The following is a 26,052-nucleotide window of genomic DNA, read 5'->3' on the forward strand; positions in this document are numbered from 1 at the left end:
ACCCCGCAGAGGATTCATGAGCATGAGCGACAACGGCCTTCGTCTGGTCTGGGTCTACCCCGACCTCCTGAGCACGTACGGCGACCAGGGCAACGCCCTCGTCGTGGAGCGCCGCGCCCACCAGCGCCGCCTCGACGTGCACCGGCTCGACGTGCGCAGCGACCAGCCGGTACCCACCTCCGGCGACATCTATCTGATCGGCGGCGGTGAGGACCGGCCGCAGCGTCTCGCCGCGGAGCGGCTTCGGCGTGACGGCGGTCTCCAGCGCGCCGTGGCCAACGGCGCGATCGTCTTCTCGGTCTGCGCCGGATACCAGATCCTCGGCCACGAGTTCATCAACGACCTGGGCGAGCGCGAGCAGGGCCTCGGCCTGCTCGACGTGGTGTCCACGCGCGGTGAGGGCGAGCGGTGCGTCGGCGACGTACTGGGCGACATCGACCCGCAGTTGGGGCTCCCCCCGCTGACAGGCTTCGAGAACCACCAGGGCATCACGCACCTCGGCCCGTCGGCGCGGCCCTTCGCGCGCGTGCAGATCGGCAAGGGCAACGGCACGGGTGACGGCACGGAGGGCGCGTTCAACGACACGGTGTTCGGCACGTACATGCACGGCCCCGTCCTCGCCCGCAACCCGCTGATCGCGGACCTGCTCCTGAAGCTGGCCCTCGATGTCAACGCGCTGCCGCCGGTCGACGACCGCTGGTACGAGGCGCTGCGCAACGAGCGGATCGCGTCGGCTCAGCAGCCCGCCTGATCGCTGTTCCGCACAAGTGAGCGCGTCAGTCCAGCAGGCGGACGTCAGGTGCGGCCCCGCCCCCTCCCGCCGGTAGGGTGGCGGGGATCCAGCCGGACAAAGTGGTCCGGTCATCGGCCCACTTTGCAAAGGTTCTCGGGCTATGCGTATTGGTGTCCTCACCTCCGGCGGAGACTGCCCCGGCCTGAACGCCGTGATTCGTTCGGTCGTGCACCGTGCCGTCGTCGACCACGGCGACGAGGTCATCGGCTTCCACGACGGCTGGAAGGGCCTGCTGGAGTGCGACTACCGCAAGCTCGACCTGGACGCGGTGGGCGGCATCCTCGCCCGCGGCGGCACGATCCTCGGCTCGTCGCGGGTCCAGCCCGCGCATCTGCGCGACGGCGTGGAGCGGGCCAAGGGCCATGTCGCGGATCTGGGTCTTGACGCGATCATCCCGATCGGCGGAGAGGGCACGCTGAAGGCGGCCCGCCTCCTGTCCGACAGCGGCCTCCCGATCGTCGGCGTACCGAAGACGATCGACAACGACATCGCCGTCACGGACGTCACCTTCGGCTTCGACACGGCCGTCGGCGTCGCGACCGAGGCGCTCGACCGCCTCAAGACGACCGCCGAGTCCCACCAGCGCGTCCTGATCGTCGAGGTCATGGGCCGTCACACCGGCTGGATCGCGCTGCACTCGGGCATGGCCGCGGGCGCCCACGCCATCGTCGTGCCGGAGCGCCCCTTCGACATCGAGGAGCTGGCCGCGAAGGTCGGTGAACGGTTCTCCGCGGGCAAGAAGTTCGCCATTGTCGTGGTCGCCGAGGGCGCCAAGCCCGCCCCCGGCTCCATGGAGTTCGACGAGGGCGTCAAGGACATGTACGGCCACGAGCGCTTCGCGGGCATCGCCACGCGGCTCTCCGGCGAGCTGGAGCAGCGCCTCGGCAAGGAGGCCCGCCCGGTGATCCTCGGTCACGTGCAGCGCGGCGGCACCCCGACCGCGTACGACCGGGTGCTCGCCACGCGCTTCGGCTGGCACGCCGTCGAGGCCGTGCACCGCGGCGAGTTCGGCATGATGACGGCGCTGCGCGGCACGGACATCGTGATGGTGTCGCTCGCCGAGGCCGTCGAGACGCTGAAGACGGTTCCGCAGGAGCGGTACGCCGAGGCGGAGTGCGTTCTGTAGTTCGCTCTTGAAGAGTCTGCCCCCGGTCGCGACCGCGACCGGGGGCAGTTCTACTCTGGTGCGGACAGACAGCCCATAACCAGTACCAATCAGGAGCCGGCGGATGGATCACAGCGGGCACGGCATGAACATGGATCTGCCGCCGTTCACGCTGGGGCGAGGCCTCGCATGGTCGGCGGACCCCTTCTTCCTGATCGGGTGCCTGGTGGCTCTCGGCCTGTACGGCTGGGGTGTCGTGCGGCTCGCGCGGCGCGGTGACCGCTGGCAGGTGGGCCGCACGCTGTCGTTCGTCATCGGCGTGCTGACCGTGATGCTGGTGATGTGCACCAAGCTGAACGACTACGGCATGGTCATGTTCTCCGTGCACATGGTGCAGCACATGGTGATCAGCATGCTGTCGCCGATCCTGCTCCTGATGGGCGCGCCGATCACGCTCGCGCTGCGGGCGATGCCGGTGGCGCGGCGCGGCTCGAAGGGGCCGCGCGAGCTGCTCCTGATGCTGCTGCACAGCCGGTACCTGCGGATCATCACGCATCCCGCGTTCACGATCCCGCTGTTCATCGCGAGCCTGTACGCGCTCTACTTCACGCCGATCTTCGACACCCTGATGGGTTCGAAGGTCGGGCACATCGGCATGATGGTGCACTTCCTCGCCGTCGGCCTGGTCTTCTTCTGGCCGATCATGGGTGTGGACCCGGGCCCGCACCGCCCCGGCTATGTGATGCGGATGCTGGAGCTCTTCGCGGGCATGCCCTTCCACGCGTTCTTCGGCATCGCGCTGATGATGGCGTCCGGGCCGATGATCGGCACGTACGAGCACCCGCCGGCCTCGCTCGGGATCGACGCGCTGGCGGACCAGACGGCGGCGGGCGGCATCGCCTGGGCGTTCAGTGAGGTGCCCTCGGTGCTCGTACTGCTCGCGCTGCTCTTCCAGTGGAAGAAGTCCGAGGACCGGCAGGCGCGCCGCAAGGACCGGGCCGCGGACCGCGACGGTGACCAGGAGCTTGTCGCGTACAACGCCTATCTCGCCTCACTGAACACGCGCGGCCGGTAGCGCCCGGCGCCCCTGAGGGGTGACCATGGTGTTCAGCCGTGGTCCGGGCGCTACGCCGTCCGGGTTGCCGGGAGGAGGCGGGCCATGCCCGGATCGATGAAGACGATGGGGGTGCTCACCATAGGCGCCCTCGTCGCGGTGACGGCCTACACGGTGGCGCTCGGGAGCAACGGCTGGCTGTGGTTCGGCTGGGTCGTGCTCGGTCTGCTCACCCTCGGGATGGCCGCGTCGCGCAGCACCTGACGCATGGCCCGGTGCCGCGCGAGAGCGGGTCCCGCGCGTCAGAAGCGGAAGACGGACCCGGTCGACGCGTTCATCGTGCAGGCGTTGGCGAACGTCTTCTTCCAGGTGATCTTCTTGCCGCGGTACGTGCCGTTCGCGCTCACGGTGACCGGGGCGTAGACCTGGGTGCACATCTCCGGGTCCGGGTTCAGCGCGTCCAGATTCCCCTGCGCCCCGTCGAGTGCGACGCACGCTTCTGACGCGTGGGGATGGTGTCCGGACGCCGCCGGCTCGCAGCGCAGCAGCTCACCGCGCATCCACGAGCCCTGATCCCCGGAGACGGTGAGGAAGAGCCCCTGGGGCGCGGGCGGGTCGGTGGCGGTGGCTCGGGCGGGGCCGGCCGTGGCGAGGGCGGTGAGGGCTGCGGCGGCGGCGAGAACGAGCGGACGCATCACGGGACCTCCGGTGAGGATGCGGGACGAAGGGAGGCCAGGGGACTCCCCGTCCCGGGCGGCCGCCAAGCGGACGCGCCGTGCGGTCCCCCGGCCGGAGGCCCGGCGAGGTCCGAACGGGCTCTCGCGCGCGGGCCGACGATTGGTTACTGTGCGCACGCATCTGGATCCACGGGGAAGGCGGCCCAGCATGTTCTACCGACTGCTCAAGTACGTGATTCTGGGCCCACTGCTGCGGCTGATGTTCCGGCCCCGGATCGAGGGGCTCGACCATGTGCCGGAGTCGGGCGCGGCGATCGTCGCGGGCAACCACCTGTCCTTCTCGGACCACTTCCTGATGCCGGCCATCCTGAAGCGGCGCATCACGTTCCTGGCGAAGGCGGAGTACTTCACGGGGCCCGGCATCAGGGGCCGGCTGACCGCCGCGTTCTTCCGCAGCGCCGGACAGATCCCCGTGGACCGCTCCGGCAAAGCGGCGGGCCAGGCCGCGATCCGCGAGGGCCTCGGCGTGCTGAGCAAGGGCGAGCTGCTCGGCATCTACCCGGAGGGCACGCGCTCGCACGACGGGCGCCTCTACAAGGGCAAGGTCGGCGTGGCCGCGATGGCGCTCAAGGGGCAGGTCCCGGTGATCCCCTGCGCGATGATCGGCACGTTCGAGGCGCAGCCGCCCGGCCAGGTCATCCCGAACCTCCACCGCGTGACGATCCGCTTCGGCGAGCCCCTGGACTTCTCGCGCTACGCGGGCATGGACGGCGAGAAGGCGATTCTCCGCGCGGTCACCGACGAGATCATCTACGCCATCCTCGGCCTGTCCGGCCAGGAGTACGTCGACAAGTACGCGGCCGACGTCAAGGCCGAGGCCGAAGCGGCCAAGGACAAGGCCCGCAAGTTCCCGCGGATGCCGCTGAGCTGAGCCGGGGCGGATCGAGCGCCCGGCAGCGGCGGCATGATGATGGCCCGGCCTCCTGGGGAGGCCGGGCCATCATGTGTTCACCGCGGGACGGTGGTTACGGCTTGGGCGTGGCGTGCGGGGCGCACGTCACGTCCTTGCTGTCCGTCTTGCCGGTGAGCAGGTAGGTGTCGACCCGGTCGTTGATGCACGGGTTGGTCAGGCCGGTGACACCGTGGGAGCCGGCGTCCTTCTCGGTGATCAGGCGCGAGCCCTTGAAGCGCTGGTGCAGCTCGACGGCGCCCTTGTAGGGGGTGGCCGCGTCACGGGTGGACTGGACGATCAGGACGGCGGGCAGTCCCTTGCCGGTCTTCACGTTCACGGGGGTCTGCTGCTTGGTGGGCCAGGTGGCGCACGGCAGGTTCATCCACGCGTTCGCCCACGTCATGAACGGATAGTCCTTGTGCAGACGCGTGTTGTCGCGGTCCCACTTCTGCCAGCTGGTGGGCCACTTGGCGTCGGCGCACTCGACGGCGGTGTATACCGCGTTGCCGTTCTCCGACGAGGCGTTGCCCGCGGTGTCCGCCATGTCGGGGGCCGCGGCGTCGACGAGCGCCTGGGTGTCGCCGGCGACGTACTTGCTCCACACCTGCGCGACCGGCACCCACGACGAGTCGTAGTACGGGGCGCTCTGGAAGAAGGCGATCAGCTCGGCGGGGCCGACGACGCCGCCGATGGGGTTCTTCTTGGCGGCGGCGCGCAGCTTCAGCCACTGGTCCTCGACCTTGGCCTGCGTGTCACCGAGGTGGAAGGAGGCGTCGTTCTTGGCCACCCACGAGGTCCAGTCGTTCCAGCGGCCCTGGAAGGCGACGTCCTGGCCGAGGTTGGCCTCGTACCAGATGTTGTCGCGCGACGGGTCGACGACGCTGTCGACGACCATGCGGCGGACGTGGCCCGGGAAGAGCGTGCCGTAGACGGCGCCCAGGTACGTGCCGTAGGAGACGCCCAGGTAGTTGAGCTTCTTCTCGCCGAGGGCGGCGCGGATGACGTCGAGGTCGCGCGCGGTGTTCGGCGTGGTCATCTGCGGCAGCATGTCGCCGCTGCGCTCGGCGCAGCCGTCCGCGTACTCCTTGGCGAGCTTGCGCTGGCCGAGCTTGTCGGCCTCGGAGTCGGGGACCGGGTCGGCCTTCGGGGCCTTCACGAACTCCTGCGGGTCGATGCAGGAGATCGGCGCGGAGTGGCCGACGCCGCGCGGGTCGAAGCCCACGAAGTCGTACGCCTTCGAAGTCTTCGTCCAGAGCGGGTTCTTGGTGGTCACGCGCGTCGGGAAGCGCATGCCGGAGCCGCCGGGGCCGCCCGGGTTGTAGACGAGGGCGCCCTGGCGCTCGTCCTTGGTGCCGGTGGAGCCTATGCGGTCGACAGCGAGCTTGATCTGCTTGCCGTACGGCTTCGCGTAGTCGAGCGGCACCGTCACCCAGCCGCACTGGATGGGCTTGGCTATGCCCCAGTCGGCGGGGCAGTCCTTCCAGTCGATGCCGGCCTTGGCGGCACGGGCCGCCGCGACGGCCGCACCGTGGGCCTCACGGTCCTGGCCGCTCCGGGAGTCCGCGCTGGCGACGGGCGCCGCCATGGCTCCCGCAATCAGGGTCGCCGCCACCAGGGTTCCGGCGGAGCCGATCACCGCCGTCCGGCTGCTTCGACTGGTAAGTCGAGTCCGTCTCAACTGAGTCCTCCGTACATCGATTCGATCATTACTTCGATCGGGTTCTCGATCAGTACGGGGATCCTTGCGCCTGCACCACCCCCGACAACAGGGACAGTTGACGTTCTTTACCAATCCGATAAACGGTATAACTCGTCCCGGTGAGCGGAATGGGCCCGTACGGTCGTTTGGTTCGGACCGGCCGGGCCCCTTGGGGCCGTCGTTCAGGACAGGCGGCGCAGGGCGTCGTCGAGCGTTCCGCGCAGCCGCAGCGCGTCGGACGCGAGGGCCGTGACCAGGACGGCGGGCCCGGCGAGCGGCGTCAGCGCGGCATACTCGCCGAGCAGCGCGGGCGACGGCTTGCCGTTCTCGAACTCGGGCCTTACGACGGCGAGTTGACCGAGCGCCCGGTGTCCCGCGAGCACGGCGGGGCCGTCCCAGCCGCCGGGTGCGCCGGGGCCGCAGGCCAGTTCCTGGTCGAGCAGGGGGCGGCCCGCGCGGTGGACGGTGAGCCGGCTGGTGAGCCGGCCGGGCTCCTCTGCGGTGCGGCCGAGCACCTGCTCCTCACGCAGCACGAGCCGGGCGCCCGGAGCGAGTTCGGCCCGCGTGGTGACGCGCAGGTCACTCTCGCACGCGGAGATCAACTGCTCGGGCAGCCAGTGCAGTTCGGCCCCGTCGTCGACCGTGAGGCGGACGTCGTAGCGCGCCTCGCCCTTGGCCTGGCCGGGCAGGGCGATGGTCGCGGCGACGGACCCGATGCGCAGGCGGGCACCGGCGGTCACGTGCGCCTCGACACTCATGTGGTCGCCGCCGAGCGGCCCGCTCATGGCGCCGACGAGCATGACGCGCGCGTCGGGACCGGTCGAGCGGATGCGGCGCAGGGCCAGGGAGCCCTCTCCGTCGAGGACGGGGAGGCAGGTGCCGCCGCGGCCGTCGTCGCTCGCCGTGATGCGGGCCGTGGAGCGTACGCCTGCGGTCATGCCGTCCACGCGGTGAGCTGTGCGCGCACCCAGTCGGCGACGTCGCGCACACCGTCGGGGGAGCGCAGGGACTGGAGGACGACGGGGAGTTCGGTGCGCTGCGCCTTGGCGTCGGCGGACATCCGGGCGAGGTCGGAGCCGACGTAGGGGGCGAGGTCCGTCTTGTTGATGACGAGCAGGTCGGCGGTGGTGACGCCGGGGCCGCCCTTGCGCGGGATGTCGTCGCCGCCGGCCACGTCGATGACGAAGATCTGCGCGTCGACGAGGCCGCGCGAGAACGTGGCCGTGAGGTTGTCGCCGCCGGACTCGACGAGGATCAGGTCGAGCGGCCCGACCTCGTCCTCCAGGTCCTCCACTGCCTCCAGGTTGGCGGAGATGTCGTCGCGGATGGCGGTGTGCGGGCAGGCGCCCGTCTCCACGGCGGTGATGCGCTCAGGCGGCAGCACGGCCTCGCGGAGCAGGAACTCGGCGTCCTCGCGCGTGTAGATGTCGTTCGTCACGACGGCGAGGGACAGCTCGTCGCGCAGCGCGCGGCAGAGCGCCGCGACGGTGGCGGTCTTGCCGGATCCGACGGGGCCGCCGAGGCCGATACGAACGGCGCGGCGGGTGCCGTCGGGACGGCGGGCGTCGGCGCTGACCGCGGCGGGGCCGTCGTGCGAGTGGTCGAGGTGCATGGTGTTACTCCAATCGTTCAATGGGGAGGCAGGGCGCCCTGAGGCGTGTCCGCCACGTCACGTCCTAGGACGCGAACAGGCGCACAGCCCAGGCCGCGTGGGCCTCGGCCCCCACCTCCAGCAGCGGCGCGGACGCCGCGGGCAGCGCGTCCACCCCGTCGGTGACGGCCCGTGCCGCCGCCTCGGCGGCCGCCGTCGCGACACGGTCGATGTCGTCCGCGAGGCGCGCGAGCCCCGCCGTCGCGTCGAAGGGATCGAGGCTGAGCAGCCGGACCGTCGCGGTGGCGGGCCCGCTGACGCTCTCGTACGCGGAGCAGTAGGCGGCGTCGGCGGCTCCGAGGCCCGCGGCCCGGGCGGTGAGGCCGAGGACCACCGGCTGGTGGGCCCCCTTGGGGAACCGCCGGGCGAGCGCGTCGAGTTCGGGATGCGGCCAGGACGCGCGCGCGGCGCGCATGAGCTGTCTGCCGAGCCTGCGCGCCGCGGTGCGCAGGGCGGGTGACGGTGTACGGGCGTCGGCGGCCTCATCCAGGGTGACCGGATCGAGGCCGAGCGCGGCGGCGGCCGCCAGGGACGCCGACACCAGTCCCGTGGTGTGCAGACGGCCCCGGCAGAAGTCCTCCAGGCTCGCCGCGCCCGTGATGCGTCCCGCCTTGACGGCGGCCTCCGCCCCGCCGGAGTGGGCATGCCCACCGGCGGGGAAGCGGCCGTCGGCCAGGACGAGTAGTGCGGCTCGTGTCATATCTCTTCTTCTCGGCCCGTCAGAACAGGAAGTACCGCTGGGCGAGCGGCAGTTCGGCGGCGGGCGCGGGTTCGACGAGTTCACCGTCGATGGTGACGGCGAAGCTGTCCGGGGCGACCTCGACCCGCGGTAGCGCGTCGTTCTCCCGCATGTCCGCCTTCGTGCGTCCCCGCGTCGAGCGGATCGGCACGAACTTCCTGTCCAGGCCGAGGCGTTCGGGCAGCCCGTCGTCGAGGGCGGTCTGCGTCACGTAGAAGAACGAGTTCGAGGCGGGGGCCCTGCCATGGGCGCCGAACATGGGGCGGGGCAGGACGGGCTGCGGTGTGGGGATGGACGCGTTGGCGTCACCCATTTGAGCGTACGCGATCTGGCCGCCCTTGATGACGAGCTGCGGCTTGACGCCGAAGAACCGCGGGTCCCAGAGCACCAGGTCGGCAAGCTTGCCGGTCTCGACGGAGCCGATCTCGTGGTCGATGCCCTGTGCGACGGCCGCGTTGATCGTGTACTTGGCGACATAGCGACGGGCGCGCAGGTTGTCGGCGCGGGTGTCGCCGGGGAGTTGGCCGCGGCGACGCTTCATGACGTGCGCGGTCTGCCAGGTCCGCAGGACGACCTCGCCGACGCGGCCCATCGCCTGGGAGTCCGAGGACATGATCGAGATGGCGCCGATGTCGTGGAGGATGTCCTCGGCCGCGATGGTGGTGGGCCGGATCCGGGACTCGGCGAAGGCCAGGTCCTCGGGGACGGCCGGGTTGAGGTGGTGGCAGACCATCAGCATGTCGAGGTGTTCCTCGACGGTGTTGACGGTGTGCGGCCGCGTCGGGTTGGTCGAGCTCGGCAGCATGTTGGGCAGCGAGACTGCCGTGATCATGTCGGGCGCGTGCCCGCCGCCCGCGCCCTCGACATGGAAGGCGTGCAGGGTGCGGCCGGCCACCGCGTCGAAGGTGGCGTCCACGAAGCCCGCCTCGTTCAGGGTGTCCGTGTGGACGGCGAGCTGCGCGCCGGTGTCCTCACAGACGTTCAGGCAGGCGTCGATGACGGCGGGGGTCGCGCCCCAGTCCTCGTGGATCTTGAAGCTGACGGCACCGCCGCGCAGTTGGGCGTACATGGACTCGGCGGACGTGGTGTTGCCCTTGCCGAGGAAGCCGACGTTGACCGGGCTCGACTCCATCGCCTCGAACATGCGGGCAAGGTGCCACGAACCGGGAGTGATCGTGGTCGCCTTGGAGCCCTCCGCCGGGCCGGTGCCGCCGCCGATCAGCGTGGTGACACCGGAGGCGAGCGCCTCGTCGACGATGGTCGGCGAGATGAAGTGGATGTGGGTGTCGATGGCGCCCGCGGTGACGATCTTGCCGTTGCCGGCGAGGATCTCGGTCTCGGGGCCGATGACGAGGCCGGGGTGGACGCCGTCCATCGTGTCGGGGTTGCCGGACTTGCCGATCGCGGTGATCCGGCCGTCCCGGATGCCGATGTCGGCCTTGACGATGCCCCAGTGGTCGACGATCACGGCGCCGGTGATGACGGTGTCGGGGGCGCCGTCCGCGCGCGTGGCGCGTGACTGGCCCATGGACTCGCGGATCACCTTGCCGCCGCCGAACACCGACTCGTCACCGGAGAGCCCGGGGCCGCCGGAGCGGTCCTCCTCGATCTCGATCAGCAGGTCGGTGTCCGCGAGGCGGATGCGGTCGCCGGTGGTGGGGCCGAACAGGTCGGCGTAGGCGGCGCGGGAGAGCTCAGCCATCGAGGGCACCTCCGGTCCGGCCCCGCAGGCCGGGCACGATGCGCCGGCCGGCCAGAGGCACGAGTTCGATGTCGACAGGGATGCCGGGCTCGAAGCGCACGGCGGTCCCTGCGGCGATGTTGAGTCGCAGACCGTGCGCTGCGCCACGGTCGAACTCCAGACCGGGATTGGCCTCGGCGAAGTGGTAGTGGGAGCCGACCTGGACGGGCCGGTCGGCGGCGTTGAGCACGGTCAGACGGGTGACCTCGCGGCCCTCGTTGAACACGACGGGCTCGTCCGCGAAGAGGATCTCTCCGGGAATCATGGAAGCGCTCCCCCCGTCAGACGATTGGATCGTGGACGGTGACGAGCTTGGTGCCGTCGGGGAAGGTCGCCTCGACCTGCACGTCGTGGATCATCTCGGGGATGCCCTCCATCACGTCGTCGCGCGTGAGCACCTTGCGACCGGACGACATGAGTTCGGCTACGGACCGGCCGTCACGTGCGCCTTCGAGAATGTGCGACGTGACGAGAGCGATCGCCTCGGGATGGTTGAGCTTCAGACCCCGGCTCCGGCGCTTCTCGGCCACGTCGGCGGCCACATGAATGAGCAGTCTCTCCTGCTCGTGCGGGGTCAGCTGCACGGCTCCCACCTCACAGTCCTTCACTCCGGACCGTGCGGGGTCCGGCTGCCGCGGCCACCGCGACGGGTATAGATGTAACACACAAGAAATGCACATGATCTTGTGCATCCCGGATACAAAAGCCCCTGGTGACGTGCGGTGCAGGCTAATTGGGGGGAGTTTCAACGAGGTTAACCGCCCTTTGACCCGCCCATGACTGTCAGCTGGCCTCGCCCATACTCATCAGGGCCCGCAGGCCGTTCTGCAAAGTTTTGACAGGGACGTGAACTTCCCCGAACAGGGCCTGCTGCGCGGCGAATCCCTGCGCCATGGCGATCATGATCCGGGCGACGTCGCCGGCGGGGATGACGGCGCGCATCATCCCCGCGGTCGGGCTCGTCTGCATACTGCTCGGCGGGCTGCGCAAGAAGCGGGGCGCCGGCGAAGGGGCCGGGGAGCCCGCGGTGCGGGACGCGGTGGCGGTCGGCTGACGCCGCGCGCCCTCATGACAGCCGTGCGTCCCCGCTGTAGCGGACGGGGGCGCACGGCCTTTTCCTGCCCGGAACAGTCACCCAAACCGCTTGAGCCGGGCGCCTCTTGAGGCCTGTGAGACGTACTGGACGTGGCGGACCGGCCGGATCTGCCAGATCTGCCGGATCTGGAAGATCTGCAGGGACTGCAGGGACTGCAGGATCTGCAGGGACTGCAGGATCTGCAGGGACTGCAGGATTACCTGACCTCCGGCCCCCGGTGCTCCGCGGCGATGCCGAAGCGGTGGCGGTCGCCGCCTGTGGATGAGGTCGAGCCGATGCCGGAGACGGAACTGATCACCTGCTCGTCCCCCGGCTCCCCCAGGGCCTCGAGTCGCTCGAGATCGGCGGCGGAGACCAGCGCGACGAGCGGCTTGCCGTGCCGGGTCACGACGACCCGTTCACCGCCGTACACGACGCGGTTGATCAGATCGGCGAGCTCAGCGCGGGCTTGCGTCACCGGAATCTCGTAGGCCATGCCCTCCAGCTTAGACCGGACCCCCGGCGCGGACACGGTCCGTGACCGCACGGCAACCCGCAGGTGGGACGGCGGCCCGAGGGGTACGGTTCGGGGCGCCGCCGTTGTCAGTGGCTGCGCGTAACGTCGACGTGTCAACTGTTCGTGCTGCATGGCTGCTTGCGCGGATCCGACGAAGCCCCGCCCGGAACAGCGCCCGCGGCGGGGCACCGTCCGCCTAGGCTCCGCGCATGGAACAGAGCGAGATCATCCTGCGCGCAATCGGCGTCCTGACCGAGACCCAGGAAATGGTGCGCAGGCTCAGCAAGGATGCCGAGCCCGACATCGAGACCGAGGACGCCCAGCTCGGACGCCTGGTGACAGAGGCGTTCCCCTCCATCGAGATCCCGGCGGAATCGAGCGTGGAGGAGGCGGCGGAGGCGACCATCGCGGCGCTGATGCCGGTGACGATCTCCTTGGTGGGCGCGTTCGCGTTCCTCTTCTCCGAACTCGCCGAGGTGCACGACTCGGGCAGGACCGACATCAAGAGCGCCGACCTCCTGCAACACCTCGCGCTGCGCCTGTCCAGGACGGACGAGGGCGACCGCTAGTCACGCCCCAGAAGCACGGAGAGGGGGTCGGCCACGCGCATCGGGCGCGGGCCGGCCCTTTTTCGCGTTTCTGGGAGCCTCGACCCTACCCTGCCATCGGTACGTCCTGTACATTTTTTACAGAAGCAGCGACAGAGTTCCGCGCTCACGGAGGCATGTGCCATGAACCGACCTTCCGCCCGCTACGTCCTGCCCGAGTTCACCGAGCGCACCTCGGCCGGGCACCGCACGCTCGATCCGTACTCCAAACTTTTGGAGGAGCGGATCGTCTTCCTGGGGACACCGATCGACGACACCTCCGCGAACGATGTGATGGCGCAGTTCATGCACCTCGAGTACGCCGCGCCGGACCGGGACATCTCGCTGTACATCAACTCCCCCGGCGGCTCGTTCAGCGCGATGACGGCGATCTACGACACGATCCGGTTCGTCAGCTGCGAGGTCGAGACCGTGTGCCTCGGGCAGGCCGCCTCCGCCGCCGCCGTACTCCTGGCCGCCGGGACACCGGGGAAGCGGGCCATGCTGCCCGGCGCGCGCGTGGTGATCCATCAGCCGGGGCTGGCCGAGCCCGCACAGGGCCAGCCGACCGACCTGGAGATCCAGGCCCGTGAACTGGTGCGCATGCGCGCCCAGCTGGAGGAACTGCTCGCGCGGCACACCGGGCAGAGCCGAGAGCGCATCGGCGCCGACATCGAGCGGGACAAGATCCTTCGGGCCCAGGACGCCGTGGAGTACGGGCTCGTGGACCGGGTCATCGAGAACCGCAAGCTGTCCGGTTCGGCTCACGGCGCCAGGTGACCCGGCGATGCTGCCGCCCGAGCTGCCCCCGCTGCCCGCGCTGACGCGCGCCGAGTGCGAACTCCTCGACCGCTATCTGGAAGTGGTCGACCTGCTCGGAAGGATCAACCCGGCCAGAAGCGACCACACGTATGGCGGACTGCGGGCCGCGCAAGCGCTCGTCGGCGGGGCGACGGCGCTCAGGGACGCCCTGACGCTCATGCATCAGCGGGGCGAGACCGAGCTCCACGCGACGACGCTGGCTCGGGCTTTGCGGGTCCTGGACGGAGAAAGGAGGACACAGCGGGTCACAGTGCCGCCGGAATCGGTCAATTGACGGCCCGTTCCAGACCGAAGTGATCGACCCGAACCGTCCGGGCCGGGTTCGAAACGGACCAGAAGAGGTACCCACATACGGCGTAGCCGGTACTCGAACATGCGAACCGGAAAAGTTGCGCGGACCGCCTACGCGGAATCGGGAATTCCGCCTTCCGCTGCTGGTGCGGGGCTCGTTGGGACCCCGCGCCGGGGTGGAAAGGTGTGCTGTCCACCCGAATGGATCACTCGTGAGGACACTCACACAACGCCGATTCGGCTCTGCGTTCGCGCCGTTTGTGCGTGAAGATCCCTTCCGACGACAAGCCCCCGCCGCCGCGGCGGGGCGGTCCGTGCGGACGCCGAGTCCTGCCGCCGTACGGATGCCAGGTCGACAGAAGTGGATCGGCAGGAGTGGAGGACCCGAGCACGACGGGCCGCCGGAGCTGTTCTCCGGGCCGGCCCTTGGGGTGAAGCCGCACTTCGCGGCCGGGCAACTTCGCCAGCCCGAATCCGACAGGTCATCCTTCACAGGCGGCTGACGAAGGGTTGCGCATGACCGCGCTCAATCGTGTCCCGTCGCTGCTGACCCGGGCCGGCACCGCCTCGGCTCTCACGCTCGCCGTAGCGGGCGGCAGCCTGCTGGTCCCAGGAGCCACGCCCGAAGCGGAGGCCTCGCCACCTGCGACGAAAGCCCTCCAGATCGCGGCCTCGAGGAAGGGAAGCCCCTACCAGTGGGGCGCCACAGGACCGCACAGGTTCGACTGCTCGGGCCTGACGGTCTACTCGTTCAAGCGGGTAGGCAAGAAGCTGCCCCGTACCGCCGCCCAGCAGTACAACAAGACCCGCCACGTCTCCGCGTCCCATCGCAAACGCGGTGACCTGGTCTTCTTCCATTCGGGCCGCGGCGTCTACCACGTCGGCATCTACGCCGGGAAGGGAAGGATCTGGCACTCGCCGAAGACCGGTGCCGTGGTGCGACTGGAGCGGATCTGGACGAGGAGCGTCTGGTACGGGCGTGTGCGGTAGCGCCACCTGACGGGTCCCCGGGGCCTGCGGGTCCGTCAGGCGTCACCGGGTGCACACGCCCGCCCCGGCCGTCTCACCACCGCACGATGGGGTACTCGTGGTCATATGGACGAGGACCGACCGGCCGGCGACGAGGACGCCCCACGCCACTCAGGCCCAAGGAGCGTGGGGCAGGACCGGCACGAGACACCGCTGGAGCGCGCGGACCGGAACTTCGGCGAGCTGCTCCAGGAGCTGAGAGTCACCCAGACGGGCGTGCAGATCCTCTTCGCGTTCCTGCTGACGCTGGCGTTCACTCCAAGGTTCCCGGCGCTGGACGGCGTGCAGCGCGCGACGTACATCGCGACGCTGCTGCTCGCGGTGCTCGCCGCCGCGCTGTTCACGGCGCCCGCGGCGCTGCACCGCGCGCTGTTCGGGCGGGGTGCCAAGCCGCAGATCGTGCAGATGTCCTCGCGGCTCGCCGCGGCCGGCCTGGGCGTACTGATGCTGGCCCTGGCCGGGTCCGTACTGCTCGTCGTGGACGTCACCGCGGGGCGGGCGGCGGGCATCGCGGCCGGGGCGGGCACGCTCGCGGTCTGTGCGGGCCTGTGGGGCGTGCTGCCGCGTCTGGTGCGGCGCTCACTCACGCGGGCGCAGGAGGGGACGCACACCCCGTCCCCGTAGCCGCGCCACCACCGCCGGTCTTCACACCGACTGGACAGGGACCGTCCACGGCAGGGCGATCCACACGGTCTTGCCGCCCTCGGCGGTGGGCCTGACCGACAGGCTTCCGCCGCACTCGGCGGTCAGACAGCGGATGATCACCATGCCGCGCCCGTTGTCCTGCTGGACGGCGGCCGGAAGCCGCTTCGGGTAGCGCGGGTGGCTGTCCGTGACGCCGATGCGCAGGTGTTCGTCGCGCTCCAGCTGCACGTCGACGGTGAAGACCGGCGACTGCCCACGGGTGTGCATCACGGCGTTCGTGGCGAGTTCGGAGACGATGAGCCGGACCGTGTCGGCTGTTTCCGCATCGCGCGGCATGCCCCATTCGGCGAGTACGTCGCTGACATAGGTGCGGGCCGAGGAGACCGAGGCGGGATCGCTCGGCAGAGTGACGGATGCTTCCTGGTGATCTGCCATGGCGGCGTCGTCCCTTTTTTCGCCGGGGCCTGAATCCGACACATGGCGGATGACTCGAGGCGACCCCCGGACTGGTGCTTCGCGCCAGAGTGCCACTCCCGCTCCGCCACTGGAGCCGATCCCCCGAGATATGCATATATCTGTCGCTCGAAGCGGTGAACTCTGTGTCGGTGGACCGCATTTGGGCGTACGCCGCCGGCTTCCTCTACCGTCGGCTCGGAACACGATCCGCCGGGCCGGAAGGAGCCGGGCCGCAGGTTCGAGGAGACAGAATGAAACACGGTCCGGCGGTGCGCCGCCGCAGGCTCGGCGCGGAGCTGCGCGCGCTGCGCGCCCGCGCGGGGCTCACCAGTGGCGAGACGGCCCGGCTCGTCGGCTGGCACCAGTCGAAAGTGAGCCGTATCGAGACCGGCCGCAGCGGCGTGAAGGCGTCGGACGTACGCCTCCTGCTCGACGCGTTCGAGGTCACGGACCCTGGCATACGGGACCTGCTGGTCGCGCTGGCCGGGTCGGGGCACGACGGCGGCCAGCACTGGTGGCACGCCTACCGGGGTCTTCTGCCGCCCGCCTACCGGGACTTCATCAGCCTGGAGTCGCAGGCGTGCCGGGTCAGGACGGTCGAGACGTCCGTCGTGCCGGGCCTCCTCCAGACGCCCGACTACGCGCGTGCGGTGACCAGGGCCGCGCTCGGCGGGCTGCCGGACGGGCAGGTCGACGCCCTGGTCGAGGTGCGGATCGCCCGACAGGATGTGCTGCGTTCGGCGTCGCCGCTGCGGCTCAGCGCGGTTCTCGACGAGGCGGTGCTGCGGCGGCCGGTGGGCGGTTCCCGGGTGATGGCGGAGCAGCTGCGCCATCTCGCCGCCGTGGCGAAGCTTCCCCATGTACGGCTACAGGTATTGCCGTTCGCCGCAGGGGAGCATGTCGGACTCACCGGCCCTTTCGTTGTGTTCTCATTTCCGAACACTTCTGATCTGGACGTAGTAGTTCTCGACCATTTGACGAGTAGCCTCTACCTCGAGCGGAAAGAAGACCTCAAGGCGTACACGGACGCCTTTGACACCCTTCGGATCCACGCCCTTTCGCCCGGGGACTCGCTGGATTTCATCGCCGGGATCGCCGGAGCGCACCGCCCTCCGGACAGTGAACGCACGTAAGGAGGCACCATGTCAGCTCTGCCTCGGTACGTACCATCCGCCACGGTTCCCAGCACCTCTCTGCACGACGCGCCATGGCGGCGAAGCAGCCGAAGCACCGGAATGAACAACTGCGTCGAGACGGCTCCGCTGCGCCGCGGCCCCTCGGCCGGACGACTCGCCGTGCGCGACTCCAAGCGCACGGCCGGACCCGCCCTGCTGTTCTCGCCCTCCGCCTGGGAGGGGTTCCTCAACTCCTTGCGGTGAACGCCGAGTCGGGCGCGTTGCGGCTGATCACCCGTACGGCCTCGGCGATTTGATCGTCGGTCAGGTCGGCGCGGGCGGTCAGCCGCAGCCGTGAGATGCCGTCCGGCACGGACGGCGGCCGGAAGCAGCCGACGGCGAGGCCGACTTCGCGGCAGTCGGCCGCCCAGCGCACGGCCTCTTCGGGCGACGGCGCGCGCACGGAGACGACGGCGGCGTCCGGCCGTACGGCCTGGAGCCCCTCGGCCGTGAGGAGTTCGTGCAGCGAGGAGGCGACGGCGCGCGCCCGTTCGGCGCGCTCGGGCTCGCGGCTCAGCAGGCGCAGGGCCGCGAGTGCGGCGCCGGCCGCCGCGGGCGCGAGGCCCGTGTCGAAGATGAACGTCCGTGCGGTGTTGACGAGATGGTCGATCACCCGGGCGGGACCGAGGACGGCGCCGCCCTGGCTGCCGAACGACTTGGACAGCGTGACGGTGACGACGGTGTCGTCGGCGCCCGAGAGCCCAGCCGCCTGCGGCGCCCCCCTGCCACCGTCGCCGAGCACTCCGAGCCCGTGTGCGTCGTCGACGATCAGGCCGGCCCCGAACTCCCTTGCCACTCCTGCCAGTTCGGCCAGTGGAGCCGCGTCGCCGTCCACCGAGAAGACGGAGTCGGAGACGACGACCGCCTGCCCCTGATGCGTGTCGAGGGCCTTACGGACGGCGTCCGGGTCGACGTGCGGGACGACCTGCGTGGCGCCGCGGGCGAGCCGGCAGCCGTCGATGAGGGAGGCGTGATTGCTCGCGTCCGAGACGATCAGGGACCCGTGCGGGGCGAGCGCGGTCACAGCGGCGAGATTGGCCGCGTAGCCGGACGACAGGACGAGTGCCGCCTCGAAGCCGCAGAACTCGGCCAGTTCGCGCTCGAGTTCCGTGTGCAGCTCCGTGGTGCCCGTGACGAGCCGCGAGCCGGTGGCGCCGCCACCCCAGCGCAGCGCCGCGTCCGCCGCTCCCTTGGTGATCTCGGGGTGGCGGGTGAGACCGAGGTAGTCGTTGCTCGCGAGATCGAGGAGCGCGTTCTCGGCGGGGCGGGGACGCAGCGTGCGGACGAGTCCGGCGTCGCGGCGCACGCGCTCCTGCTCGTCGATCCAGCCGAACGGCGATCCCGCCATGTGAGTCCCTCCGCCCGGCCGTCGGGCGACCGGTTCTCGAGTGGGGTGTGCTGTCCCGTGCCCGCTGCCGCTTTGTAGACAGTTTTGTAGGCAGTGCACAGACAGTAGCGGGACATCCAGCCGCCCAGGGTGTGGCAATACCCACACCTCGAACCGGCAGAGTTGTGCAAAGCCTCCTTGGCCTGAGCAGGCCACGTAGGTCAGGATCGGGCCATGGACCTGCTGAACACGCTGGTGGACAAGGGGCTGCGGCGCGAGCTGCCGAGCCGTGAAGAAGCGCTCGCCGTTCTGGCGACTTCCGACGACGAACTGCTCGATGTGGTGGCCGCGGCCGGCAAGGTGCGGCGGCAGTGGTTCGGCCGGCGGGTGAAACTCAACTATCTGGTCAATCTCAAGTCGGGCCTGTGCCCCGAGGACTGCTCGTACTGCTCGCAGCGGCTCGGGTCCAAGGCGGAGATCCTCAAGTACACGTGGCTGAAGCCCGACGAGGCGTCGAAGGCCGCGGCCGCCGGTGTCGCGGGCGGCGCGAAGCGGGTCTGTCTGGTGGCGTCCGGGCGCGGCCCGACGGACCGGGACGTCGACCGCGTGTCGGAGACCATCGGCGCGATCAAGGAGCAGAACGAGGGCGTCGAGGTGTGCGCCTGCCTCGGTCTGCTGTCCGAGGGCCAGGCCGAGCGGCTGCGCGGCGCGGGCGCCGACGCGTACAACCACAACCTCAACACCTCCGAGGGCACGTACGGCGACATCACGACGACGCACACCTATGCGGACCGCGTCGACACGGTGCAGAAGGCCCACGCCGCCGGTCTGTCCGCCTGCTCCGGTCTCATCGCGGGCATGGGCGAGAGCGACGAGGACCTGGTCGACGTCGTCTACTCCCTGCGCGAGCTCGACCCGGACTCGGTGCCGGTCAACTTCCTGATCCCCTTCGAGGGCACGCCCCTCGCCAAGGAGTGGAACCTGACGCCGCAGCGCTGCCTGCGGATCCTCGCGATGGTCCGCTTCGTCTGCCCCGACGTCGAGGTGCGGATCGCGGGCGGGCGCGAGGTGCACCTGCGCTCGATGCAGCCGCTGGCGCTCCACCTCGCCAACTCCATCTTCCTCGGCGACTACCTGACGAGTGAGGGCCAGGCGGGCAAGGCGGACCTGGACATGATCACGGACGCCGGGTTCGAGGTCGAGGGCACCGGCCAGGTGACGCTGCCCGAGCACCGGGGCGGGCCCTGCGGTTCTGAGGCTGAGGCGGCCTGCGGTTCCGGCGCGGGTTCGGCCTGCGGTTCCGGCGGGGGCTGCGGCTCCCATGAGGAAGGGGGCTGCGGCTCGCACGACGACGCTGCGGAGCCCCCGGTCGCCGAGGTCCCCGAGGCGCGTACGGACCTCGTCGCCGTACGCCGCCGGGGTGCCGGTACGGATCTCGCGCCCAATGCCTGAGGGGCCGGGACTGCCCGTGCCGGGGCTGCCCGTGGCGGAGCTGCTCGACCTCGACCGGCGGCACGTCTGGCATCCGTACGGTCCGATGCCGGGGCGGCAGGAGCCGCTCGTCGTCGAGTCGGCGGCCGGGGTGCGACTCCGGCTCGCCGGCGAGGGCGGTGGGGTCGGTGCGGGTGCCGAGCTGGTCGACGGGATGTCGTCCTGGTGGTCGGCTGTCCACGGCTACAACCACCCCGTGCTCAATGAGGCGGTGCGCGACCAGCTCGGCCGGATGAGCCACGTCATGTTCGGCGGGCTCACGCACGAGCCCGCCGTCCGGCTCGCGAAGCGCCTTGTCGACATGTCGCCCGAGGGTCTGGAGCATGTCTTCCTCGCCGACTCGGGCTCCGTGTCCGTCGAGGTCGCGATCAAGATGTGCCTCCAGCACTGGCGTTCCCTCGGGCGGCCGGAGAAGCGCCGCCTGCTGACCTGGCGCGGCGGCTACCACGGCGACACCTGGCAGCCGATGGCGGTCTGCGACCCCGAGGGCGGTATGCACGAGCTGTGGTCGGGTGCGCTGCCGCAGCACGTGTTCGCCGACGCCCCGCCGGCCGCGTACGAGGAGGCTTACGCGGATCATCTGCACGAGCTGATCGGGCGTCACGCCCATGAGCTGGCGGCCGTGATCGTGGAACCCGTGGTGCAGGGCGCGGGCGGGATGCGGTTCCACTCCCCCGCGTATCTGCGGGTCCTGCGCGAGGCCTGCGACGCGCACGACGTGCTCCTCGTGTTCGACGAGATTGCCACCGGGTTCGGGCGTACGGGTGCCTTGTTCGCGGCGGAGCATGCCGGTGTGACGCCGGATGTGATGTGTGTCGGCAAGGCGCTGACCGGCGGCTATATGACCCTCGCCGCGACGCTGTGCACGGCGCGCGTGGCGGACGGGATCTCGCGCGGCGAGGTGCCGGTGCTCGCGCACGGGCCCACGTTCATGGGGAACCCCCTCGCCGCCGCGGTGGCCTGTGCCTCGATCGACCTCCTGCTCGGGCAGGACTGGGCCACGGAGGTCAAGCGGATCGAGTCGGGTCTGCGGGAGTCGCTCGCCGCTGCCTCGGAGCTGCCCGGGGTGCGCGACGTGCGCGTGCTCGGCGCGATCGGCGTCGTACAGCTGGACCACGAGATCGACATGGCGGCCGCCACTCGGGCGGCGGTGCGCGAGGGCGTGTGGCTGCGGCCGTTCCGCGACCTCGTGTACACGATGCCCCCGTACATCACGGGGGACGAGGATCTGGCACTCATCGGCCGCGCGGTGTGCGCGGCGGCGCGGGAAGGCTGAACAGCATGACGGTACTGGTGGTCACGGGGACCGGAACCGAGATCGGCAAGACGGTCACGACGGCGGCCGTGGCGGCCGCCGCGCTGGCCGCGGGGCGGTCGGTGGCCGTCCTGAAGCCCGCTCAGACCGGGGTCGGTCCCGGTGAGTGCGGGGACGCGGACGAGGTGAAGCGCCTGGTGGGCGCCGGAGTGACGGCCGTCGAACTGGCGCGGTACCCCGAGCCGTTGGCGCCGGCGACGGCCGCGCAGCGCGCCGGCCTCCCCCCGGTGCGCCCGCACGAGGTGGCCGACGCGGCGGCGAAGCTGGCCACGGAGCACGACCTCGTCCTGGTCGAGGGCGCGGGCGGCCTGCTCGTGCGCTTCGACGTGGACGGGGGCACCCTCGCGGACGCCGCCAGGCAACTCGGAGCGTCGGTTCTCGTCGTCGCGGCGGCGGGGCTCGGCACGCTCAACTCGACGGCCCTGACGACGGAGGCACTGCGCGCCCGTGACCTGACGCCGCTCGGCGTCGTCGTCGGCAGCTGGCCGGAGCACCCCGACCTCGCGGCCCGCTGCAATCTGGCGGACTTCCCTGAGGTCTCGGGGACGAAGCTCCTCGGCGCGATTCCCGAAGGAGCAGGCGCACACCCCGACTTCCGTACATCCGCGCCGAGTTGGCTGGCACCGGAGCTGGACGGAACGTGGGACGCGACGGCCTTCGCCGCGAGTGTCGCCGGGTAGCCCCAGCGGCTCACAGGGTCCATCTGCGGAGTTCCTCCGCGATGTCGTGCACGGTCGCCCCGCCGTCCTTGACCAGGCGGGCCAGTTCCCTGACCTGGTCGGGCGACGTGGCGACCTTCAGGCCGCTGGCGACGAGATAGGCGTACGCGACGGCCGACGCGAACATGGCGTTCGAGCGTTCGAGGGCCGGGACATGAAGGAGCAACTGGAGGAGTGCCGCGGCCCGCGCGGGCGGGCTGTCGTAGACGGCGGTCCCGAATATCTCCGCCTCGTGCCGGCTGACGGCGGCGACGAGCGCGCCCCAGTCGGTCACCTGAGGGTCTCCGGGGGTCTTCTGTTCGGCGATCATGAGAAGCCAGGCCAGGTCGATACGCACGTTCTTCGATTCGCTCAAGGGCTCAGCGTCGGCCTTCGCGCTCCGCGCCGAACTCCTCGGCGAACACGGACTCGTACTGCTTCATGAAGTCGGCGGCTGCCTCGACGAACGTCCGGCCGAGCTCGCCCGCGTCCTGTCTGACCAGCTCCTCGATGTACCGGTTCACACTCACGCCGCGTGCGAGCGCACGCTCACGCGCGGCTCGGGCGGTGTCCTCGTCCACCCGTACGTTCAGCTGAGTCTTCGCCATGACTTCACGCTAGCGCCGACGTGCTAGCACCGGCAAGGAGACGGCGAAGGTGCCCCTTACACGCGTATCGGGAGCCCGACCTCGGAGGGATACCGCGGGCGTGACGCACCCCACTACCCTCGTACGCGGCACGGGAGTCGTGACGGCCAGGACGACGGCGGGATCCAGGAGGCGGCCTTGTCCACAGCGGCAGCAGAACAGCCCTACGGCCTGGCGGAGGCGGGCGACGTCGCGGCGCGCGCCCGCGGCCTGACCAAGGCGTACGGGTCCGGCGAGACCGCGGTCCTCGCGCTCGACTCGGTCGACGTGGACATCGCGCGCGGCCGGTTCACCGCGGTCATGGGCCCCTCGGGGTCGGGCAAGTCCACGCTGATGCACTGCCTGGCCGGGCTCGACTCGGTCTCCGCGGGTCAGGTGTGGCTCGGGGACACCGAGATCACGGGCCTGCGCGAGAAGGAGCTGACGCGGCTGCGGCGCGACCGGATCGGCTTCATGTTCCAGTCGTTCAACCTCATTCCGACGCTGAACGCGGCGGAGAACATCACGCTGCCGATTGACATCGCGGGCCGCACCCCGGACGCACAGTGGCTGAAGCAGGTCATCGACACGCTGGGCCTCGGCGACCGGCTCAAGCACCGTCCCGCGCAGCTCTCCGGAGGGCAGCAGCAGAGGGTGGCCTGCGCCAGGGCCCTCGCCTCGCGGCCGGAACTGATCTTCGCGGACGAGCCGACGGGGAACCTGGACTCGCGCGCGGGCCTGGAGGTCCTCGGGTTCCTGCGCGAGGCGGTGGACGACCTCGGGCAGACCGTCGTGATGGTGACGCACGACCCCGGCGCGGCGGGCCACTCCGACCTGGTGCTCTTCCTCGGTGACGGCCGCCTCGTGGACGAGATGCCGCAGCCCACGGCGGAGGCGGTCCTGGAGCGCATGCGCCTGTTCACCGGGGCAAACCCCCACAACTCCCAGCCGTAGAGAGGCCGTTGTGCTGAAGGCGACGCTCAGGAGTTTCCTCGCACACAAGGGCCGACTGGTCCTGTCGGGGCTTGCCATCGTCCTCTCGGTGGCGTTCGTGGCGGGCAGTCTGGTCTTCTCGGACACGGTGACCCGCACCTTCGACCGGCTGTTCGCGTCCACGTCTGCCGACGTCCAGGTGAATCCGAAGCAGGACTCCCTCAGCGAGTCGGTGCCGACCGGTGCGGTCGAGACCGTCCCGGCCCGCCTCGCCCGGCAGATCAGGTCCATAGACGGCGTCGCCGCGGCGAGGATCGACGCCGCCGCCGAGAACATCACCGTCGTGGACGACAAGAACACATCGGTCGGCCCGACCAGCGGCGCCCCCACCATCGCCACCAACTGGTATGTGACGGACCGCAGTCCGGTCCGCCTGACCTCGGGGCACGCCCCGCGCGGCAGTGGCGAGGCGCTGCTCGACGCCGACACCGCCGACAAGAAGCACATCCGCATCGGCGACTCGCTCACCGTCCTCGCACAGCCGGGCTCCTTCACCGTGCGGATCGTCGGCATCGCGACCTTCCGCACCACCAACCCCGGCGCCGCGCTCGTCTTCCTCGACACGGCGACGGCGCAGGCGAAGCTGCTCGGCAGTACGGACCGCGCGACGAGCATCTCCGTGGACGCGGCCCCCGGGGTGAGCGACGCCGCCCTGAAGCAACGGATCGCCCAACAGCTGGGCTCCGGCTACGACTTGAAGACCGCCGGCGAACAGGCCACATCGGACGCGGCGGACCTCGGCTCGTTCCTCGACGTGATCAAGTACGTGATGCTCGGCTTCGCCGGGATCGCGGTCCTGGTCGGGATCTTCCTGATCGTGAACACGTTCTCGATGCTGATCGCGCAGCGCACCCGCGAGCTGGGACTGCTCCGTGCGCTCGGCGCCGACCGGCGGCAGGTACGCCGCTCCGTCCTGACGGAGGCGGTGCTGCTCGGCCTGGTGGGCTCGGTGCTCGGCCTGGCGGCGGGCATCGGGCTGGCGCTCGGCCTCATCAAACTCATGAGCGCGTTCGGGATGAACCTGAAGTCGACCGAGATGGTGATCGGCTGGGGGACGCCCGTCGCGGCCTTCGCGGTCGGGGTCGGGGTCACGTTCGTGGCCGCGTATCTGCCGTCGCGGCGGGCGTCCCGGGTCTCCCCCATGGCGGCGCTCGCGGACGCCGAGATCGCGGGTGCGGGGCGGCCGCTGCGGGTGCGCGCCGTGGCGGGGACCGTGGTCGGCGTGACGGGGGCGGCCGCTCTCGTGGGGTGCGCCGCGGCCACGAAGACGGCGAGCGCCTCGCTGCTCCTCGTCGTCGGCATCGTCCTGACGCTGCCGGCCACCGTGATCGCGGGCCCTTTGCTCGTACGTCCCGTGATCCGCGTTCTGGGCGGCGCCTTCCCCGCCGTGTTCGGCTCGGCGGGACGGCTGAGCCAGCGCAACGCGCTGCGCAACCCGCGGCGCACCGGGGCCACGGCTGCCGCACTGATGGTGGGGCTCGCCCTGGTGGCGAGCATGTCCGTGGCGAGCGCGTCGATGAGCAAGTCGTTCGACGAGCAGATCGACAAGACCCTCGGCGCCGACTTCACAGTCCAGAATTCCAACTTCATGCCCTTCTCCAAAGAAGTGACCGACAGGATCCGCGCCACGGAAGGTGCAGGGCTCGTGGTGCGCCAGCGGTTCGTGCCGCTCGCGGTGCGCCTGCCGGACGGCAAGCGCGTGAAGACGACCGCCGCCGGCTACGAGGCGCAGCTCGACGACGTCGCGCACGTCACGTACTCCCAGGGCGACTCGGCGGCCGCGCTCGCGCCCGGGAAGGTCGCGATGGACGCGGAGTTCGCGAAGGAGCACCACGCGCGCGTGGGCACGGTGGTGCCGGTGGACCTGCCCGGCGGGCGCACGGACCGGCTCACTGTCGCGGCCCTCACCGACCAGGGCAGCGGGGACGGATTCGGCATGTCCGGCGGCCTGTTCATGGGGATGGGGACGCTGGAGAAGTTCCTGCCCGACGGCCAGGACTCGGCCGTGTACGTGAACGCCTCCCCCGGCACAGGCGCGGACGTGCTGCGGGCCCGTCTGGAGAAGGCCCTCGATCCGTACCCACAGGTACAGGTGCGCGACCTGGCCGACTACAAGAAGCTCGTGCACGACCAGATCGCGGTGCTGCTGTACCTGGTGTACGCGCTGGTCGGGCTCGCGATCGTGATCGCCGTCCTGGGCGTCGTCAACACCCTTGCCCTGTCGGTCGTGGAGCGGACAAGGGAGATTGGTCTGCTCCGCGCCATCGGGCTCTCCCGGCGCCAGCTGCGGAGGATGATCCGCCTGGAGTCCGTGGTGATCGCCGTGTTCGGCGCGGTGCTCGGGCTCACGCTCGGCGTCGTGTGGGGCCTCGCGATCCACGAGGTCCTCGCCCTCCAGGGCATGGAGGCGCTCGCCATCCCGTGGGGGACGATCGTCGCGGTCGTGGTCGGCTCGGTCGTCGTGGGACTCGCTGCGGCGCTCCTTCCCGCCCTGCGCGCCTCGCGCATGAACGTGCTGGCGGCCATCGCGCACGAATGATGTACTCGCCATGCGGTCTCCCTGCCGTTCAGCTCGTCCGACGTCATCTCGCCCG

The 26,052-nt window shown here is 70.6% G+C and carries 31 protein-coding genes, 1 pseudogene and 1 riboswitch; of the genes and pseudogenes, 18 read left to right on the forward strand and 14 right to left on the reverse strand.

The window, feature by feature from the left end; genetic code table 11:
• The first annotated feature begins 22 nt into the window (after nt 1-22).
• From ACY0PA_RS08060 to ACY0PA_RS08075, 4 genes are all read left to right on the forward strand, one after another.
• The gene (locus tag ACY0PA_RS08060; protein WP_473084019.1) at nt 23-751 is read left to right on the forward strand and encodes a type 1 glutamine amidotransferase; all 729 of its coding nucleotides are present in this window, start codon (nt 23-25) and stop codon (nt 749-751) included.
• A 142-nt stretch (nt 752-893) separates the two neighbouring features.
• Complete coding sequence (locus ACY0PA_RS08065; protein ID WP_473084020.1) at nt 894-1,919, forward strand: 6-phosphofructokinase; 1,026 nt, start codon at nt 894-896, stop codon at nt 1,917-1,919.
• A gap of 103 nt (nt 1,920-2,022) precedes the next feature.
• Entirely contained in the window at nt 2,023-2,973 is a 951-nt protein-coding gene (locus ACY0PA_RS08070; RefSeq protein ID WP_473084021.1) for a cytochrome c oxidase assembly protein, read from the forward strand.
• 84 nt (nt 2,974-3,057) lie between these two features.
• The gene (locus ACY0PA_RS08075) at nt 3,058-3,216 is read left to right on the forward strand and encodes a hypothetical protein (RefSeq protein WP_453778465.1); all 159 of its coding nucleotides are present in this window, start codon (nt 3,058-3,060) and stop codon (nt 3,214-3,216) included.
• Nucleotides 3,217-3,254: 38 nt separating this feature from the next.
• Here the strand turns inward: ACY0PA_RS08075 and ACY0PA_RS08080 are convergent, their stop codons facing one another.
• On the reverse strand, nt 3,255-3,647 hold the full coding sequence (locus ACY0PA_RS08080) for an SSI family serine proteinase inhibitor (protein ID WP_473084022.1): 393 nt from the start codon (nt 3,645-3,647) through the stop codon (nt 3,255-3,257).
• 190 nt (nt 3,648-3,837) lie between these two features.
• Here ACY0PA_RS08080 and ACY0PA_RS08085 point away from each other — a divergent pair, with 190 nt between their 5' ends.
• Nucleotides 3,838-4,560 carry a lysophospholipid acyltransferase family protein gene (locus ACY0PA_RS08085; protein WP_473084023.1) on the forward strand — a complete coding sequence of 241 codons (723 nt, stop codon included), beginning with the start codon at nt 3,838-3,840 and terminating at the stop codon, nt 4,558-4,560.
• 94 nt (nt 4,561-4,654) lie between these two features.
• Here the strand turns inward: ACY0PA_RS08085 and ACY0PA_RS08090 are convergent, their stop codons facing one another.
• The 8 genes and pseudogenes from ACY0PA_RS08090 to ACY0PA_RS08125 form a co-directional block, all read right to left on the reverse strand.
• Complete coding sequence (locus ACY0PA_RS08090; protein ID WP_473086267.1) at nt 4,655-6,166, reverse strand: alpha/beta hydrolase; 1,512 nt, start codon at nt 6,164-6,166, stop codon at nt 4,655-4,657.
• 296 nt (nt 6,167-6,462) lie between these two features.
• Nucleotides 6,463-7,218, reverse strand: coding sequence for an urease accessory protein UreD (locus ACY0PA_RS08095; protein WP_473084024.1), 756 nt, complete (start codon nt 7,216-7,218; stop codon nt 6,463-6,465).
• Nucleotides 7,215-7,892 carry an urease accessory protein UreG gene (ureG, locus tag ACY0PA_RS08100; RefSeq protein ID WP_473084025.1) on the reverse strand — a complete coding sequence of 226 codons (678 nt, stop codon included), beginning with the start codon at nt 7,890-7,892 and terminating at the stop codon, nt 7,215-7,217. Before ureG ends, ACY0PA_RS08095 begins: the two co-directional genes overlap by 4 nt.
• 64 nt (nt 7,893-7,956) lie before the next feature.
• Complete coding sequence (locus ACY0PA_RS08105; protein WP_473084026.1) at nt 7,957-8,631, reverse strand: urease accessory protein UreF; 675 nt, start codon at nt 8,629-8,631, stop codon at nt 7,957-7,959.
• 19 nt (nt 8,632-8,650) lie between these two features.
• A complete protein-coding gene (locus ACY0PA_RS08110; protein ID WP_473084027.1) occupies nt 8,651-10,372 on the reverse strand; it encodes an urease subunit alpha in 1,722 nt (573 codons plus the stop codon).
• Nucleotides 10,365-10,676 (reverse strand): urease subunit beta, encoded by a 312-nt coding sequence (locus tag ACY0PA_RS08115; RefSeq protein WP_473084028.1) that lies wholly within the window; start codon nt 10,674-10,676, stop codon nt 10,365-10,367. The genes ACY0PA_RS08110 and ACY0PA_RS08115 overlap by 8 nt, the downstream gene beginning before the upstream one ends.
• A 16-nt stretch (nt 10,677-10,692) precedes the next feature.
• Complete coding sequence (locus ACY0PA_RS08120; protein WP_383084142.1) at nt 10,693-10,995, reverse strand: urease subunit gamma; 303 nt, start codon at nt 10,993-10,995, stop codon at nt 10,693-10,695.
• Between the two features lie 199 nt (nt 10,996-11,194).
• Nucleotides 11,195-11,362: pseudogene (locus ACY0PA_RS08125) on the reverse strand (TetR/AcrR family transcriptional regulator); the annotation flags it as partial.
• Between ACY0PA_RS08125 and ACY0PA_RS08130 the strand changes: the two are divergent.
• Nucleotides 11,304-11,465 (forward strand): hypothetical protein, encoded by a 162-nt coding sequence (locus ACY0PA_RS08130; protein ID WP_473086646.1) that lies wholly within the window; start codon nt 11,304-11,306, stop codon nt 11,463-11,465. The pseudogene ACY0PA_RS08125 and the gene ACY0PA_RS08130 sit on opposite strands and share 59 nt — an antisense overlap.
• 238 nt (nt 11,466-11,703) lie before the next feature.
• Here the strand turns inward: ACY0PA_RS08130 and ACY0PA_RS08135 are convergent, their stop codons facing one another.
• Nucleotides 11,704-11,982 (reverse strand): type II toxin-antitoxin system Phd/YefM family antitoxin, encoded by a 279-nt coding sequence (locus ACY0PA_RS08135; RefSeq protein ID WP_329575903.1) that lies wholly within the window; start codon nt 11,980-11,982, stop codon nt 11,704-11,706.
• Between the two features lie 230 nt (nt 11,983-12,212).
• Between ACY0PA_RS08135 and ACY0PA_RS08140 the strand changes: the two genes are divergently transcribed.
• The 5 genes from ACY0PA_RS08140 to ACY0PA_RS08160 all read left to right on the forward strand — a co-directional run bounded on the left by ACY0PA_RS08140 (nt 12,213) and on the right by ACY0PA_RS08160 (nt 15,356).
• A complete protein-coding gene (locus tag ACY0PA_RS08140; protein WP_473084029.1) occupies nt 12,213-12,572 on the forward strand; it encodes a hypothetical protein in 360 nt (119 codons plus the stop codon).
• Between the two features lie 162 nt (nt 12,573-12,734).
• Nucleotides 12,735-13,370, forward strand: coding sequence for an ATP-dependent Clp protease proteolytic subunit (locus ACY0PA_RS08145; protein WP_473084030.1), 636 nt, complete (start codon nt 12,735-12,737; stop codon nt 13,368-13,370).
• A 7-nt stretch (nt 13,371-13,377) separates the two neighbouring features.
• The gene (locus ACY0PA_RS08150; protein WP_100597546.1) at nt 13,378-13,686 is read left to right on the forward strand and encodes a hypothetical protein; all 309 of its coding nucleotides are present in this window, start codon (nt 13,378-13,380) and stop codon (nt 13,684-13,686) included.
• 352 nt (nt 13,687-14,038) lie between these two features.
• A riboswitch (cyclic di-AMP (ydaO/yuaA leader) is annotated at nt 14,039-14,216 on the forward strand.
• Nucleotides 14,217-14,219: 3 nt separating this feature from the next.
• On the forward strand, nt 14,220-14,693 hold the full coding sequence (locus ACY0PA_RS08155; RefSeq protein ID WP_469988449.1) for a C40 family peptidase: 474 nt from the start codon (nt 14,220-14,222) through the stop codon (nt 14,691-14,693).
• Nucleotides 14,694-14,798: 105 nt separating this feature from the next.
• Nucleotides 14,799-15,356 (forward strand): DUF6328 family protein, encoded by a 558-nt coding sequence (locus ACY0PA_RS08160; RefSeq protein WP_473084031.1) that lies wholly within the window; start codon nt 14,799-14,801, stop codon nt 15,354-15,356.
• Between the two features lie 21 nt (nt 15,357-15,377).
• Here the strand turns inward: ACY0PA_RS08160 and ACY0PA_RS08165 are convergent, their stop codons facing one another.
• Nucleotides 15,378-15,812: an ATP-binding protein gene (locus ACY0PA_RS08165; RefSeq protein ID WP_473084032.1), complete on the reverse strand. Its 435-nt coding sequence runs from the start codon at nt 15,810-15,812 to the stop codon at nt 15,378-15,380.
• Nucleotides 15,813-16,084: 272 nt separating this feature from the next.
• On the opposite strand from ACY0PA_RS08165, the gene ACY0PA_RS08170 reads away from it, so the two are divergent.
• Nucleotides 16,085-16,966 carry a helix-turn-helix domain-containing protein gene (locus ACY0PA_RS08170; RefSeq protein WP_473084033.1) on the forward strand — a complete coding sequence of 294 codons (882 nt, stop codon included), beginning with the start codon at nt 16,085-16,087 and terminating at the stop codon, nt 16,964-16,966.
• A gap of 9 nt (nt 16,967-16,975) precedes the next feature.
• Nucleotides 16,976-17,212, forward strand: coding sequence for a DUF397 domain-containing protein (locus ACY0PA_RS08175; protein WP_473084034.1), 237 nt, complete (start codon nt 16,976-16,978; stop codon nt 17,210-17,212).
• Here ACY0PA_RS08175 and ACY0PA_RS08180 read toward each other — a convergent pair.
• A complete protein-coding gene (locus tag ACY0PA_RS08180) occupies nt 17,196-18,356 on the reverse strand; it encodes an 8-amino-7-oxononanoate synthase (RefSeq protein ID WP_473084035.1) in 1,161 nt (386 codons plus the stop codon). The genes ACY0PA_RS08175 and ACY0PA_RS08180 overlap by 17 nt on opposite strands.
• Before the next feature lie 213 nt (nt 18,357-18,569).
• Between ACY0PA_RS08180 and bioB the strand changes: the two genes are divergently transcribed.
• Genes bioB through bioD form a run of 3 tightly spaced genes read left to right on the forward strand, consistent with a single transcriptional unit; the run spans nt 18,570 to nt 21,821 of the window.
• Entirely contained in the window at nt 18,570-19,787 is a 1,218-nt protein-coding gene (gene bioB / locus ACY0PA_RS08185) for a biotin synthase BioB (RefSeq protein WP_473084036.1), read from the forward strand.
• Nucleotides 19,780-21,102: an adenosylmethionine--8-amino-7-oxononanoate transaminase gene (locus ACY0PA_RS08190; protein WP_473084037.1), complete on the forward strand. Its 1,323-nt coding sequence runs from the start codon at nt 19,780-19,782 to the stop codon at nt 21,100-21,102. The genes bioB and ACY0PA_RS08190 overlap by 8 nt, the downstream gene beginning before the upstream one ends.
• A gap of 5 nt (nt 21,103-21,107) precedes the next feature.
• Complete coding sequence (gene bioD, locus ACY0PA_RS08195; RefSeq protein WP_473084038.1) at nt 21,108-21,821, forward strand: dethiobiotin synthase; 714 nt, start codon at nt 21,108-21,110, stop codon at nt 21,819-21,821.
• A gap of 10 nt (nt 21,822-21,831) precedes the next feature.
• Here the strand turns inward: bioD and ACY0PA_RS08200 are convergent, their stop codons facing one another.
• Together ACY0PA_RS08200 and ACY0PA_RS08205 are read right to left on the reverse strand one after the other, a co-directional pair.
• The gene (locus ACY0PA_RS08200) at nt 21,832-22,170 is read right to left on the reverse strand and encodes a fic family toxin-antitoxin system, toxin component (protein ID WP_473086268.1); all 339 of its coding nucleotides are present in this window, start codon (nt 22,168-22,170) and stop codon (nt 21,832-21,834) included.
• A 49-nt stretch (nt 22,171-22,219) separates the two neighbouring features.
• On the reverse strand, nt 22,220-22,447 hold the full coding sequence (locus ACY0PA_RS08205; protein WP_100597555.1) for a toxin-antitoxin system HicB family antitoxin: 228 nt from the start codon (nt 22,445-22,447) through the stop codon (nt 22,220-22,222).
• A 177-nt stretch (nt 22,448-22,624) separates the two neighbouring features.
• On the opposite strand from ACY0PA_RS08205, the gene ACY0PA_RS08210 reads away from it, so the two are divergent.
• Together ACY0PA_RS08210 and ACY0PA_RS08215 are read left to right on the forward strand one after the other, a co-directional pair.
• Nucleotides 22,625-23,419 (forward strand): ABC transporter ATP-binding protein, encoded by a 795-nt coding sequence (locus ACY0PA_RS08210; RefSeq protein ID WP_473084039.1) that lies wholly within the window; start codon nt 22,625-22,627, stop codon nt 23,417-23,419.
• Nucleotides 23,420-23,429: 10 nt separating this feature from the next.
• Nucleotides 23,430-25,997, forward strand: a complete 2,568-nt coding sequence (locus ACY0PA_RS08215) for an ABC transporter permease (protein WP_473084040.1) — start codon at nt 23,430-23,432, stop codon at nt 25,995-25,997.
• Nucleotides 25,998-26,052: the final 55 nt, after the last annotated feature.

Source organism: Streptomyces sp. DS1-CR2 (assembly GCF_055760475.1).